Source organism: Bacillus cereus group sp. MYBK79-1 (genome assembly GCF_051915365.1).
Taxonomy (GTDB): Bacteria; Bacillota; Bacilli; order Bacillales; family Bacillaceae_G; genus Bacillus_A.
In genome coordinates this window covers 97,435-112,401 of the sequence record NZ_JBQAEO010000012.1, presented here as the reverse complement: position 1 = coordinate 112,401, position 14,967 = coordinate 97,435, and the positions used below count along the sequence as shown (strand labels likewise).

The window sequence follows — 14,967 nt, the reverse complement described above, 5'->3', positions numbered from 1 at the left end:
AAACTACTATATGCATAGTGTTAACTTCAATTAAAAGTCTTTATAATTAACCCTTTCCTTAATTGTATTTTTTTGGTATCCTTATATACGAGTCCTATTTTGTAATACAAGAACAATACCCATTGTAGAGCTGTAATACTCTTATCTCCTAATCTGTTATAGTTTTTATAACAGAACAAAAAAGTGTACATATGTTGTACACTTTTTTTGTTACTACTCTAAAACATCTCTTTTTCTATTCCCATCATAGAATCCACCACGACTACCTTCTAATACAATTAATTGCTCTAATCCTTCTATATGATCACCTATAATTCGCAAGACAGCTGGAGGATGACCTATTTTTGCAAAATGCTCACTGGGACGAATACGGTTCATCTTATCAACCTCTACACGACTTACACACGCAATCTCGAACCCTGACAGAATAGCTTTCACTTGGGCTACACAAGGTGAAAGTAAAGATCTATATCCGATTTCTTTCAAACACTTATGACTAAACGCATTCGGTACAGCAATAAGTGAGCCTACTCCTAGATCTTTTCTATCACAAGCTAAATTTAATGCATATTTAAATGCAGTTACAAGGTGAAGCGGTACTCTTAAATCTAAATAATGATTTAAATCATTTAATGCGACATCCACTCCATCTGCAATAGCTTTTGCGAAAGGATATAATTCCCTAGCTGGAATAACAAAGTCACCGTCTATAAACAGCACAATATCCCCTTTTGCAAAGTAAGTTCCAAGTGAACGCCCTACATCGTTTCCAAGCGCTTCTTTATATACAATTGTTGTTGCTCCCTTTTCTTTTGCAATCGTTGCTGTTTGATCAGACGAACCATTTACAACAACGATAATTTCAAAAGGTTCAATTTTTCGAAGTTCCTCTATAACATTTCCAATTGTTTTTTCTTCATCTTGTACAGGAATAATGACCGATAATTGCTTTCCTTTATACAATTTAGATGTAACGCCCCATCCTTGATAAAGATCTTCGAAATCTAAAGTATGATAAACACTATCTCTTTTCCTATTGCCATCATAATACCCTCCGCGCTCATCGCTACCTACTATTCGCTCCGCTACAGCTTCTATATGATCACCTATCATCCGTTTTTCAGATTGAGAAAGACCCGTGCCATACGCAGCATGCTCGGTCGGACGAAATTTATTCGGGGTAATAACGTCAATTGCACAATGACGACTAATTCTCCATTTGCTTTGTACTAGGCGTAAATGAGCCACAATAGGATTAACAAAACATTCATATCCAATACTTTGAACAATCTCTCTCGTCAACGCATGAGGTACAGATAATAAAGAATCAATTTTTAACTCTTCACGCTCTAATATTGCATTTAATATTTGACGCCATACTGTCACGGAGTGCGGTTTTTGTTTCTTTAAAAATAATGCGTCCAAATTATTTAAAACGATGTCGGCCTGATCATGTAAAACCGGATTCAGGAATAATTGTAATTTTGAAGTTGGAATAGCAAAATCACCATCTATAAATAGTAGTACATCACCTATCGCGTGTTTTGCGCCGACTGCACGTCCAACATCGTTCCCTAGTAGCTCTGTATACTTGATTACTTTACACCCTAAACGATCAGCAACCTCTTCTGTACCATCATGACAACCGTTTGCTACTACAATAATCTCTACTGGATTTAATCCTTTTGCCGATTGAATAACGTCTGAAATCGTATCTGCTTCATTACATACAGGTATAATAATCGATAGCGACTTAGCCATTGTTTTCTTCACGAAACCACTTAATAGTTTCTTTCAATCCTTGTTCCCACGTTACTGTCGCTTGAAATTGCACAAGTTCTTTTAATTTCGTTACATCTGGTCTTCTATTTGGAATTTCTTCAAATCCATGTGGATATACTTCTTCAAAAGGAACTTGTACAATTTTCGAAGAAGATTTCGTTAGCTTTTTAATTACTTCTGCTACTTCTTTTATACTATTTTCGTTCTCAGAACCTATATTAATAATCTCACCATTTACCTTCTCATCCATTGCTCGAATCGTTGCCTCTACCGCATCACTTACATACGTAAAGCAACGTGTCTGCTTTCCATCTCCATATACGAGAATGTCTTCTCCTTGCAGGGCAGCACTGATAAATCGTGGGATTACCCCTGCATACGGACCATCTTTCGCTCTTGGACCATAAATATTAAAATAACGAACAATCGTTACAGGTAAACCTTCTAAAGCGTATCCTAAACATAATGTTTCTTCTAACGTTTTACAGATTGCATAACTCCAACGTATTTTAGAAGTTGCCCCGTATAATCGATCCCCCTCTTCAGAGAAGGGTGGCTTTGCCTTACCATATACTTCTGAAGTAGACGCAAAGACTACTTTTTTCTGTCCTTTTAGCGCTGCTTGTAAAATGTTTCTCGTTCCATTAAAATTCGTTTCAATAAGCTCTATACTCTTTTCCATTGTCGTTTTCACACCTAAAATTGCTGCTAAATGAAACACTACATCATGTTGATTTACTAATTCATAAATAGAATTTTTATCTAAAACGCTTATTGGAATAACCCGAATTTCTTTCATTAACTCATCATGATATTTATTTTTTCCTTTATAAAAGTTATCCACAATCGTGACTTCATTTCCTCTTTTCACCAGTTCTTCAGCTAGATGTGATCCAATGAATCCTGCTCCACCTGTAATTAAACATTTAGCACTCATACACTCACCTTCTTTATAATTCCACGTGTATCTATCACTCGCTTCATTCCTTTAAAAAGCTTCCAATCGATATTAGAGTGATCAGTTAAAATTAAAATACAACCCGCTTGTTTCATAGCTTGTTCATCCAAAGAAACAGATTGATACACTTTATTTCCAAATTTTGCAGAAGAAATATATGGATCGTGATATTCTATCTCATATCCTTCTTTTATTAACAATTCAATAATTGGTAACGCCGGTGATTCTCTCAAATCATTTACATCTTTCTTATACGCAATTCCTACAATTAAAACTGATGCAGGTGATTGCACCATGCCTTTTACTTTCTGGACTACTTTCTCTGGCATTTCTTCATTAATCACATGTGCTGCTTCAATTAATTGACTAATTGCTCCATTCTTTTTTATTCTCCATTGAAAATATAAAGGGTCTACTGGAATACAATGTCCTCCTATTCCTGGTCCTGGCCAATATGGGGTAAATCCAAACGGTTTTGTAGATGCAGCTTCAAGCGCCTCATAAAAATCAATTCCTAAACTTTCACATAGTGTGTTTAACTCATTTACTAATGAAATATTGACTAGGCGCTGAATATTTTCAAATAACTTACACATTTCCGCTACTTTCGGAGAACTAACTGGAACAACTACATCGAAGATCGTACTATATAAATCCTGTACTTTTTGTTTGCATTGCTCAGTTTGTCCACTAATAACCTTTGGAATATCCTGAACGGAATATTGACTATTAGCTGGATCAATTCTCTCAGGGGAATATCCAATATAGAAATCTTCTCCTATCTTTTGGCCTGCTTGAGAAATAATCGGAATAATAACTTCCTCAAGTGTGCCTGGATATGTGGAGCTTTCGAAAATGAAGGTTTGTCCTTTTTGAAGGTTTTGTTGTATATAGTGCGAAGCTGAAATGAGGGCACTTAAGTCTGGTTCTCTTTGTTCATTAATTGGAGTCGGGACAGTGACAATAACATAATCACTATTTTGAAAATCAGCAATACCTTGATCTGGTGTATTTACTATTAAATTTTTTTTAGTCAATAAACTTTGTAACAATTTAGAAGAAACATCCGGAATATAACTTTCTCCTTTTATAATGGATTCTATTTTTCTAGTATCTTTATCTAATCCAAGTACTGTATGTCCTCTCTCTGCAAAATGGACTGCCAAAGGAAGACCAACATATCCTAATCCGATAATAGCAACTGTACTATTAACATTCATCTGTATTCTCTTCTTCCTTTCTCAATTGTTGAATTATATTTCTATCCCGCTCTCCATCTGTAAAGCTCCCGCGTTCGTCTGTGGATTGCAATAAATGTGCAATTGCCTCAAGTTGATCACCAAAAATACGGTCAAATGCTGGAATGCGCCCATTTACAAATCCATGTTGCTCTGGGCGTACTCGATTTGTTTTTATAACATCTACAAATTCTACCGCTGTAATAGAGAATCCCTCCAAAATAGCTTTCATTTGAGCTAACGGTGGAATGATAAGAGAATCATACCCTATTTTCTCTATTACCTTTTTGTGCATAGCATGTGGTACTGCTGTTAATGAGTTATTCCATAAATCTGGTCGTTTTGCTACCAAATTCACAAAATATTTTCCCATACTAATTGGATCTGCCGGATGAAACGTATCTAATAAACACTGTAAATCATTTAATGCCACATCATATCCATCTTCAATAGCATGTAAAAAGGGAATTAGTTTTTTTCCTGGAATAACAAAATCACCATCGACAAATAAACAAATATCGGTCGTGGCATGCATAGCTCCTATCGCTCGGGCCACATTGTGTCCGAGAGCTTCCTCGAATTCAATAACGATCACATTCTCTAACTTTGCTTGTTTAATTGTCTCAATATCAGCTCCATTCGCGACCACTATAATTTCATCTACACCTGCTTTTTTTACTTCTTGTATAACAGATCTTATAGTCATTTTCTCTTCTGATACGGGGATAATGGCACTATATTTCGCTTTTTTCTTTTGTAATACAACTGGTCTATACTTTCCTATAAACCCTCTATCCCTATTTCCTTCCGAAAAACCACCACGCTTACCATATATTTCGATTACATATTGCAAAGCACGTAAATGATCTCCCATAATACGACTAGTCGCTTTCGGATAAGGAGAACCGGGTGATGTACCAGTATGAACAGGACGCACTTTATTTGTATGAATAACATCAACCGAAGCCATATCGACAATATCTACTCCTCTAGACATCGCCATCGCTTGAAACAGTGCTGGATCTGCTAAATTCCACCAACCAAATTTCTGAATAACTTCCCTACTCATTGCATGTGGAATTGCGATTAAAGATCCAACAACAAGCTCTTTTTTATTCAAATAACGATTCAACATACATTTGCCAACTGTCGTATAATGCGGTCTCATCTTTAAATAAACGGACCATGTTAAATTATTCACAACAATTTGGTGACCTTGCTGAATTCCTTTTACGAAACGTTGCAGCTCTTTACTATCAATGACAATGTCACCATCTAAAAACAAAACAATGTCACCTTTCGCTTCTCTTGCTCCAATTGCCCGTCCAACATCATTGCCAAGAGAATATTTATAATAAATGACATGGCAATGTTGTTGTAACGCTATTTCTTTCGTCCCATCTGTCGATCCATTATCTACTACGATAATTTCATAAGGTTTCAATTTCTCTACTTCTACTAAAACTTGTGATAAAGTACTGGCTTCGTTATGAACTGGAATAATAACTGATACTCTCATACTTGTATCACTCTTACCCTTCCAAGCGAACATAAGAAATAATAGGAATACGCACAACTACATCTTCCGGTGGTCCATAAGATGGAGAAGTCCGAACACTTACTACCCCGTCCGTCACAGATAACAGAATACCTGCGACAATTTCGGCCGCTGTCACAACTTGCACTAACTCACCAACATGGTTACGCAATTCATCAGTAAATAACATATATAAGTCTCCTCTCTTACGCTTCTTTAATTGATATAATACTTGTAAATGGTAATAAAACTTCTGTTCCTATTCCTTCTTGCAGTGTTAAGAAATCATCCCCAACCGCTACAATCACACCCGTTAACTGTCCAACCGTTACAGTAATTTCAACGTTTTTACCTAAATATTGCTTTGCAATTTCTTTAAACGGTGATGTATTACATTCTTTTAATATGTTACAAATAATAGATTGAAATTGACTTGATTCAATAAATTCTTCCGTAGCTTTCTTTGAATTTCTTTGAATAAACCTTGCGAAGTTTTGCGAAAATAAAAGCCGTTCCACAGCAGGTAATAATTTGTCATCTAAAAAATAGCTTAATTGTCTATTAAATAATCGGGATAATTTATGCCAATATTTTTTGAACAGACACATACACTTCTCCTCCTATTATTTTTTAAAATATAAAAATTACATTCATACATCTTAATGTATACAAAGCAGGCTTTTTTTGTGATAGGTAAGGCATACATTTTTCAAAGAAACAATCTTTTCTAATCACATAAAAAAGATAGATGGTGTCCCATCTATCTTTATATATATTTTAATTTTTAATTGTAATTATGGCAGAGATACTGTAATAAACCGCTCGTGGCAATTCTGCCTTTTCACTTATAGCAGCTGTAACAAGTGAACCACCGCTTGCCGAGAAATACTTAACAGCTTCTAGCGGAATACCATCTTCTTTCACATCAATATGCGTTCCATCTCGCCAGTCTATTTTCTGCAATGTTGCTGAAAGATCCCCAGTCACTTTACCAAATTCTTTACCATCCACTCCTAAAAAGATCCATTCCCACTTCGTTAAACTTAGCACTTGTTTCAACTCTCCAATTTTCTTTCCCTCTATATCGGAAAAAATATAGAAGTTGCATACTCCCATCTTCTTTTGAACACGCAACAATCTTTCTCCCGAGTGATTATATAAATAAAATTGTTGCTTATGTAGTCCCTTAACAAAAAAAGAAAGTACAGCTTGCCATACACGTTGCATAACAAAATCATACTCTTCTTTTAAAAACCCTACTGCACTACCATCTAATCCAAAGTACGTTATTACTTGAAATACTCCTACCTCTTTGCGAACAACAAATTTTTGTTGCTCCAATAATTCAGAATTCTCTATATTATCATTTTCCTGTTTAAGCATTTTTGATCTTCGTTTTTCTATAAAGCTATATATTAATAATCCAAATGCCGGTAGTACAACACCTATTAATTTCAGATTTTCTTTCTGCGAAGTGAATAGCGTCCCTTTTTTATATTCCATCAATAATGCAATTGCAACGATAATCCATACAATGACAGATACAAAAAAAATGCGTTTTGCATTACGTGCGTGATGCCTATGTATACTCATATCCCTCCCCCTTTTCCATTTTTTTATTATCTCATTGCACATGCACTTCCTCAATAAAAAAGACTATCCAAAAGGATAGCCTCTTACACTTCAATATTTCGCAACATCGTGTAAATGTCGTTATTCACTTTACCAAATGATTTAATGTTATTTTGAATGTTAGATAATAAAACGACATACACACTTCCGTTTTTACTAAATCCATTTAAACAATTCCATCCTGGCATTACACCGTGATTCGAATAACTTCCTGGGTCTACGTACCATCCAAACCCGTAATCTTTTTTTCCGCCCGTAAACATTTGATCATAGCTCTCTTTTGAAATTAACTTTCCAGAGAAGAGCGCTTCATTAAATAAATATAAATCATGTGCACTTGTATATATATCACCACAACCGTATAGTTGTGACATACTTGGAATATTCGGTGTTGTCATATTGTTATTTACTATTTTATAACCTGTCGATGGAAACCTTGTTTGCTCTAACGCTTTACCGAAACCAGAATGTTTCATACCCGCAGTTGCAAAAATATGTTGTTTAATATACTCTTCTAACGGTTGTCCACTTACCTTCTCAGCGATGTAAGCAAGTATCGAATAGTTCGAATCGGAATATTTCCATTTCTCTCCTGGACTCCCAACACGCTTTTGCTTTCCTATTCGTTTTATCAATTCTTCATGAGAAATATCCTCTGTCCCTTGCTCATACTCTGGAATTCCTGATGTATGTGTTAGTAGATGTTTTAACTGAATACCATTACCTTGAGGGAAATCTGGAATATACTTTGCAACCGTATCCTCTACGTTTAATTTATTTTGATCTTTTAATTGCATAATAGCAGTTGCTACAAACGCCTTTGAAATAGAACCAATATAAAAAGTTGTCTCTGAATTATTCGGTACTTGTTTCTCTTTGTTCGCCATACCGTATCCCTTATTTAAAAGAACTTTTCCGTTCTTTACAATAACAGCCGTCCCGCTAAATCCTGCGTTTTGTAAATATTGATCTAATTGAGCGTTTTCATTAATTTCTTGAGGTGGTCCCTCAGCAGGCTTTTCCACAGCTTGTACTTGCTTTACTTGTTCTTCCTGCTCTTTTTGTTTTTGTGCTTCTTGCTTCTTTTTTTCTTCTTTCTTTTTGAGCTCTTCTTGTTTCTTCATTTCTGCTGCTGCTTTTAAAGTTTCTTCTTTCTTATTATCCGCAACAATTTTTGTATACATGAAATATACAACTGAAAATAGTAAGACGAGAATGATTGTTCTTTTTATGTATACAATCGGCCGACGTGCTTTCCCATTCGCATTATTTTTTTCCTGATCCATGATTGCTTTTTTCCCCTTACTCAACAATAATTTACTCCCTCTACTAAAGATTTTTTTTAGTAGATTATGGATACTCCATTCCATGTCATCCCTACTTTATCACGCACTGCACATATTACCAACCTATATGTATAAAAAAGAAAAAGAAAATTTATAAAAGTAAGATTGCTGTTAAATTGTTAACAAAAAAAGAGGATATCCTCTAAAAGATTGATGTCATCAATCTTTTCGGATATCCTCTTATCTCATTATTTATACGTGTTTTTTCATATCATCGGCAACAGATTCAACATTTGTACCTACGATAACTTGAACACTCGTATTACTTAATTTCATAACACCTTTTGCACCAGCACGTTTTAATGCTGCTTCGTTTACTTGACCAGCATCTTTCACTTGTAAGCGTAGACGTGTTGCACAGTTATCAATAACTGTTAAGTTTTCTTTTCCACCTAAAGCTGCTACGTAAGTTTCACCAATTGAACCTGCAACTGGAGCTTCTTCACCTTCAGCTAGCTCCTCTTCGTCTTCACGACCAGGAGTTTTTAGGTCGAACTTCTTAATTAAGAAGTAGAATACTACAAAGTAAATTGCTGCGTAAATTAAACCGATTCCTGCTAGTAACAATGGTTTTGTTGCAATACCGAAGTTTAAGAAGTAATCGATTGCCCCGGCACTAAATGAGAAACCATCGTGAATGCCAAGAGTTGTTGTAATGAATAGAGACAGACCTGTTAATACAGCATGAATTCCATATAATACTGGTGATAAGAACATGAATGAGAATTCAATTGGTTCTGTAATACCAGTTAAGAATGAAGTTAATGCTAGACCACCTAACATACCTGTAACCATTTTACGTTTTTCTGGTTTAGCAGCTGCAATCATTGCGAAACATGCTGCTGGTAAACCGAACATCATGATTGGGAAGAAACCAGTCATGAACATACCTGCTGATGGATCTTTTGCAAAGAAGCGTGCAATATCACCATGAACGATATCGCCAGCTGCATTTGTAAAGTCACCAAGTACGAACCAGAAGTATGTGTTCATTACGTGGTGTAAACCGATTGGAATTAATAAACGGTTTAATAATCCAAATAAACCAGCACCAACTGAACCTAAGTTCACGATACCATGTGCTACTGCATCAATACCACTTTGAATCGTTGGCCAAATTTGACCGAATACTAATCCTAAAAGAAGCATTACGATTGAAGTAATGATTGGTACAAAACGTTTTCCTGCAAAGAATCCTAACCATTCTGGTAGTTTAATCTTATGGAATTTGTTGTATAGTAACCCAGCAACAACCCCTGCAATAATACCACCGAGTATGGCCATATTAATTTTCGGCGTTAACGCCGCTGCTTTTGAAACCTTTGTCATTGTATCTGCTAATTTAGTTGGATCCACTGAACCGACTAAATCTTGAACACTTTTTAATTTATCATTTAACTCTGCTGCTGAATATGTCTTACTTAGAGCATTCGTTGTATTTTGTAAAACAAGATATCCGATTGCTCCGGCAAGTCCAGCTGCTCCACTACCGTCAATAGACAAACCGATTGCAACACCAATTGCAAAAATAAGTGCTAAATTATCAAAAATTGCTGCACCGGCCTGTGCCATAACAGGAATGTTAAATACGTCTTCTTGCCCTAAACGAAGCAATAATCCTGCTGCTGGTAGTACGGCGATTGGAAGCATTAACGCTTTACCAATACGTTGTAGAAACTGCAACATTTTAATTCCCCCTATCAAATTTATGAAATCGTTATCATTATAAGTACGCCTTAGAAAACGCTTTCTATTTACATAACCATAATAACATATAGTTGTATAGATGTGTAGTTTTTATTTTCGAATTTTTTATGGATAAATCTCCTATTTCCAAACTGTTATATAAAAGGAAAATTCTCCTTTTTCAATATAGAATACTCAAAACGAAATACCTACTATAGAACGTGTAACTTTCGTTTTATCATTCCACTTTTTCATGTTATTATTTATTTCCGAGCATATCGGGAAAAGTAAACTTAGTTAATTCGAAATAGGAGCGTTGGTACTATGCAGTGCATTGAAACAAACAACTTACAACAGTTGTTAGAACAAGTAAAACCATATACAAAAAAAGGAAAGCTTGCTACTTATATCCCCGAACTAGGAAATGCAAATCCAGATGATTTAGGGATTGCCATTTTCCATAAAGAAACAGAATACATCCATACTGGCAACTCACAGACACTATTTACTCTTCAAAGTATTTCAAAAGTAATTACACTTGCACTTGCCCTTTTAGATCGTGGTGAAGAATATGTATTTTCTAAAGTTGGAATGGAGCCAACTGGCGATCCATTTAATTCTATTATTAAGTTAGAAACGACAAGTCCTTCCAAACCACTTAATCCAATGATTAATGCAGGAGCACTAGCTATTACAAGCATGTTAGCAGGAAACGATAATGAAGAAAAAATGGAGCGCATCCTTCATTTTGTACGTGAAATAACAGATAATCCTACTATTAATTATTCTTCTAAAGTTGCCAATTCAGAATTAGAGACTGCTTACTTAAACCGTTCACTTTGCTACTATATGAAACAAAACGGAATTATCGATTGTGATATTGAAGAACTTATGGATTTATACACTCGTCAATGTGCAGTTGAAGTAAACTGTATCGATTTAGCACGTATCGGCTTAATTTTTGCGATGGATGGCTATGATCCATATAAGAAAAAACAAATTATCCCTAAACATATTACAAAAATCTGTAAAACATTTATGGTTACATGCGGTATGTATAACGAGTCTGGTGAATTTGCGATTCGCGTTGGTATCCCAGCAAAAAGTGGTGTAGCTGGTGGCATTTTCGGCTGCGTAAAAGGAGAAATGGGAATTGGTCTTTTCGGACCGGCTTTAGATGCAAACGGAAATAGTATCGCTGGTTTTAAAATTCTTGAACTTCTTTCTGCTCAAGAAGGATGGAGCATTTTTTAATTCAGAGTTATCCTGCTATACTAGCAGGATTTTTTTATTTCATAAATACCTTAATTTTATCTGCTATCAATACCCTTACAAAAACCGTACTGAAAGTTTCTCTATATCATGCATATTTGCTCCCCCCTTCTGAATAGTATAGTACAACCTAGCGCTATATGTGGAGGTGCGAAAGATGAAACTAATATTTCAAATGGGAAAACAGCCTGTTCTTGAAAAAACAATTCTTCTTTTTATATTGAGTATTGTAGAAAGCCTAAAGTTAAAAGTGGTTTCACTCGATGAAGCTCACCGATACATATTCAATTTAGAAGTACTTGAACTACTAATGGATCGAAACATCGATGATCAAGTACTTGAACTTATTCATTTCGGAATGGGACTTGAAGACATTCATCATGTACTTCCTGAAGAACTTGAACATACTATCGAAGAATTAAAGTGGCTTTGCATTCAAGTTTTAAGTGAGTACAGCATGCATGAAGAATCGGAACAATTAATTGAAGATATACGTTAAAAAAGCACCTATGTAGGTGCTTTCATATTTATATAAACAGTAATGTCTCGGTAATTACACATGTGCTGTCGATATATGCAATTCATTCGATTATTTCCGAGGAAATGCTCGAACATTGTATGTTACAATAACTGATCTATCCCAATGAGAATTAATAGTACGCCCGCAATAACAGTAGCCCATTTCCCTAAGTATTCTGCTAAAAATCGTTTTCCTACATACGCAAAACCACTAATACAAATAAAACTAAACACCCCAGAAATAGTTGCTGTAAGCCATAGATTCAAGTTTGTTACCCCAGCATCAAATCCACCTGCAATATTATTAATAGACAACGCAATCCCTAAAACAATTGCTTCTGAAAAACTAATTGTTTTAGAACCATCAAAATCTGCTTTTTCTGGATCACGTAAAATGCCCATAAGTATATTACCATCTTTAGAACCTACAGTATTTCTTTGCCCCAAGAAAGGCTGGCACAAAACGAATACACCGATTATACCTAAAACGATTGCTCCAATTAGGTTTGCAGTAAACTCTGAAATAAATAGCGCTATCCAGTTCCCCAAAAAACCAGCTAATAAAGTAAATAAAAACCCAAAAAATGCGATGATAAAATTGTTAAGCCACGAAATTCGAATTTTACGAATGCCATATGCAATCCCAACACCTGCATTATCTAAATTAGAAGCAATCCCGATTAAAAAAATTGAAAATAGACCTGCCGTACTCATAAACAGCCACCCCTTTTTCTCACTTTTCCATGCATATTATGAAAATGTTGAGAAACTGTGCCTGTCTGTTTCATATACATGTAATAAATGCTCAACATTTTTTCAACAATAAAAAAGGAGTGCCTTCACTATGCCTAAAGAAAATCCAAATGAGCGGCTTAGTACATTAATAAAAAAACTTTTAAAAGAACGTGCCTTATCCATGCGCCAATTAGGAATGCTTACAAATATTGATCCCGCAACAATCTCAAGAATTATGAATGGTAAACAACCACCAAAACAAAAACATCTACAAAAATTTGCAGAATGTCTGCAAGTTCCACCCCAATTGCTATTTGATGAAATGTATCCTGATTCTCCTCACATTAATAAAGAAAAGACGGATATGTACACATCTCTTGATACAATTCAGCAAACGCTGCAATCCTCTAACTTATTCGATTTCGACTATACAACAACTCGCGTAAAACAAGAACTTGAAAACTATGAACGCTATGCTCAGACAACAGAAGGTGAAAAACGTATTCATGAAAGTTTCGCGAGCAAGCTAGAACAAATTGATAGCGCTGGCCCTTTTATTGAACAATTAACGGATATGTATCAACAATTTTGCAATGAAACTATCTCAAAAGAAGAGCGTGCAGTTCTTGGAGGCGCATTACTGTATTTCATTTTATCGACAGATATTATTCCCGACTATCTCTTTCCAATTGGCTATTTAGATGATGCAATTGCTGTTGAATTAGCGAAAGAGAAATTAATCGAACTAAAACGAAAGACATAGAAAAATAAAGAACTATTTCAGTTGTTTCTGTTCAACTCTGAAATAGTTCACTAAAAAATCGTACAAGTATACATACCTGTACGATTTCAAAACACTAATCTATTTTTTTGTATGACACCATTCATATATAAATGCCGTTATTACTTTTGTAAATTCAATTAACTGTTCTACTTCAACTTTCTCATTTATTGAATGAGCTTCTTCTAATGTACCTGGTCCATAAATAACAGCTGGAATATGAAATTCACTAAACCAACCACCATCCGTTACCGTTGCAGACATATCTAAAATTGCATGTTTAGATAGAAGTGATTCGTGTACTGAGCTAAGCGTTTTTACTGCTGCATGTTCACTATCTACTTCTAAAGAAGGGAAAATTTCGCCACGATCCACAATCATTGATTCTCCGCCCCACTTAAATTGTGGTGGATTTTCACTTAACCATGGATCGGCAGCCGCTACTTTCCCAATAAATTCTTCAATTTCTTTTATTATTTGTTCATGTGTTTCATTCGGATAGAAGTGCACCGTTATCCATAATCGGCACTCATCCGCAATAAACGCTGCATGCCGTCCGCCTTCAATAACAGCTGGATTAATCGTTGTTGTTCCAGGTGGATAGCCTTCATATGTTTTCATAACTGCCCAATGGCGCTCTAATTCTTGTAAACTTTGCACAATTTTCATCATTTTTTCAATCGCACTCGCTCCGAATAGACGTCCTCCAGCATGAATCATTTGTCTGCGTGTTGCATCATGAAACGTCTGGGGGCTTTTCACAGTAATCCATCCAGTAATTACGCCGCCCTGTCCTTGCATATGTAAATCACTCGTATCCACTACAACTGCAAAATCAGCATCATAACCTCTTTTGCAGCATTGAAGTGTACCTGCTTCTCCAACTTCTTCCCCAATTACTGATTGAAAGATTAAATCTCCAGGTAGTTCAATGCCAGCTTCTTGTAAAAGTTGAATAGCAAATAGTGCCCCAGCCAGTCCCCCTTTCATATCTGCCGCACCACGTCCAACTAACCAACCATCTTTTATAAACGGCTCAAACGGATTAGTCTCCCACGCCTCACCTGCTGATACTTCAGCTACATCCATATGTCCATTAATAATAAGACTTTTATGTGTGTCACTTTCTATTCCTTTTCTCACCCCAACAACGTTCGGGTCATTCGGATATACATCCCATTTATCAATACTAAAGTTTCGTTTTCTTAGAAAATCTGCAACAAATTCTTGCGCCTCATTTGTATTTCTCGCTGGCGGTGCTGGTGTTTCAAAACGAATTAATGTTTTTGTAAGTTCTAGTAATTCCTCTTTCCTTAAATCTATTTGTTTTAACAGCTGTGAAACTTCTTGCTTCATCGCTCATTCCCCTTTGCATACGTAGTATGTTCCCAGCTTTATTTTCACAAAAAAAGAGACTGTTTACAATTTTACAGTCTCTAAAGGAATCAATATTATAAAGCGAAATTATAATCAGCCCTCAT

General features: G+C 35.5%; 14 protein-coding genes. 3 read left to right on the top strand and 11 right to left on the bottom strand.

The window, feature by feature from the left end:
- Positions 1-213: 213 nt before the first annotated feature.
- The 9 genes from ACTFOB_RS18940 to nagE all read right to left on the bottom strand — a co-directional run bounded on the left by ACTFOB_RS18940 (position 214) and on the right by nagE (position 10,179).
- Positions 214-1,761, bottom strand: a complete 1,548-nt coding sequence (locus tag ACTFOB_RS18940; protein WP_440029482.1) for a glycosyltransferase family 2 protein — start codon at positions 1,759-1,761, stop codon at positions 214-216.
- Positions 1,754-2,719 carry an NAD-dependent epimerase/dehydratase family protein gene (locus ACTFOB_RS18935; protein ID WP_440029446.1) on the bottom strand — a complete coding sequence of 322 codons (966 nt, stop codon included), beginning with the start codon at positions 2,717-2,719 and terminating at the stop codon, positions 1,754-1,756. The genes ACTFOB_RS18940 and ACTFOB_RS18935 overlap by 8 nt, the downstream gene beginning before the upstream one ends.
- A complete protein-coding gene (locus ACTFOB_RS18930) occupies positions 2,716-3,960 on the bottom strand; it encodes a nucleotide sugar dehydrogenase (RefSeq protein ID WP_440029448.1) in 1,245 nt (414 codons plus the stop codon). The genes ACTFOB_RS18935 and ACTFOB_RS18930 overlap by 4 nt, the downstream gene beginning before the upstream one ends.
- A complete protein-coding gene (locus tag ACTFOB_RS18925; RefSeq protein WP_440029450.1) occupies positions 3,950-5,497 on the bottom strand; it encodes a glycosyltransferase family 2 protein in 1,548 nt (515 codons plus the stop codon). Before ACTFOB_RS18925 ends, ACTFOB_RS18930 begins: the two co-directional genes overlap by 11 nt.
- Positions 5,498-5,510: 13 nt before the next feature.
- On the bottom strand, positions 5,511-5,705 hold the full coding sequence (locus ACTFOB_RS18920; protein WP_440029452.1) for a hypothetical protein: 195 nt from the start codon (positions 5,703-5,705) through the stop codon (positions 5,511-5,513).
- A gap of 16 nt (positions 5,706-5,721) precedes the next feature.
- Positions 5,722-6,123 carry a DUF2642 domain-containing protein gene (locus tag ACTFOB_RS18915; protein ID WP_440029453.1) on the bottom strand — a complete coding sequence of 134 codons (402 nt, stop codon included), beginning with the start codon at positions 6,121-6,123 and terminating at the stop codon, positions 5,722-5,724.
- Between the two features lie 169 nt (positions 6,124-6,292).
- The gene (locus ACTFOB_RS18910) at positions 6,293-7,108 is read right to left on the bottom strand and encodes a sugar ABC transporter ATP-binding protein (RefSeq protein ID WP_440029455.1); all 816 of its coding nucleotides are present in this window, start codon (positions 7,106-7,108) and stop codon (positions 6,293-6,295) included.
- 83 nt (positions 7,109-7,191) lie between these two features.
- A complete protein-coding gene (locus ACTFOB_RS18905) occupies positions 7,192-8,517 on the bottom strand; it encodes a serine hydrolase domain-containing protein (RefSeq protein WP_440029457.1) in 1,326 nt (441 codons plus the stop codon).
- 168 nt (positions 8,518-8,685) lie between these two features.
- The gene (gene nagE / locus ACTFOB_RS18900) at positions 8,686-10,179 is read right to left on the bottom strand and encodes an N-acetylglucosamine-specific PTS transporter subunit IIBC (RefSeq protein WP_166703516.1); all 1,494 of its coding nucleotides are present in this window, start codon (positions 10,177-10,179) and stop codon (positions 8,686-8,688) included.
- A 324-nt stretch (positions 10,180-10,503) separates the two neighbouring features.
- On the opposite strand from nagE, the gene glsA reads away from it, so the two are divergent.
- Both glsA and ACTFOB_RS18890 read left to right on the top strand, forming a co-directional pair.
- Complete coding sequence (gene glsA / locus ACTFOB_RS18895) at positions 10,504-11,433, top strand: glutaminase A (RefSeq protein ID WP_440029459.1); 930 nt, start codon at positions 10,504-10,506, stop codon at positions 11,431-11,433.
- A 175-nt stretch (positions 11,434-11,608) separates the two neighbouring features.
- Complete coding sequence (locus ACTFOB_RS18890) at positions 11,609-11,950, top strand: DUF3969 family protein (protein WP_000766603.1); 342 nt, start codon at positions 11,609-11,611, stop codon at positions 11,948-11,950.
- A gap of 122 nt (positions 11,951-12,072) precedes the next feature.
- Here the strand turns inward: ACTFOB_RS18890 and ACTFOB_RS18885 are convergent, their stop codons facing one another.
- On the bottom strand, positions 12,073-12,684 hold the full coding sequence (locus tag ACTFOB_RS18885; RefSeq protein ID WP_440029461.1) for a manganese efflux pump: 612 nt from the start codon (positions 12,682-12,684) through the stop codon (positions 12,073-12,075).
- Between the two features lie 130 nt (positions 12,685-12,814).
- On the opposite strand from ACTFOB_RS18885, the gene ACTFOB_RS18880 reads away from it, so the two are divergent.
- Positions 12,815-13,468: a helix-turn-helix domain-containing protein gene (locus ACTFOB_RS18880; RefSeq protein ID WP_440029463.1), complete on the top strand. Its 654-nt coding sequence runs from the start codon at positions 12,815-12,817 to the stop codon at positions 13,466-13,468.
- Positions 13,469-13,567: 99 nt separating this feature from the next.
- On the opposite strand, the gene ACTFOB_RS18875 is transcribed toward ACTFOB_RS18880, so the two are convergent.
- The gene (locus tag ACTFOB_RS18875) at positions 13,568-14,842 is read right to left on the bottom strand and encodes an acetylornithine deacetylase (protein ID WP_440029465.1); all 1,275 of its coding nucleotides are present in this window, start codon (positions 14,840-14,842) and stop codon (positions 13,568-13,570) included.
- Between the last annotated feature and the right edge of the window lie 125 nt (positions 14,843-14,967).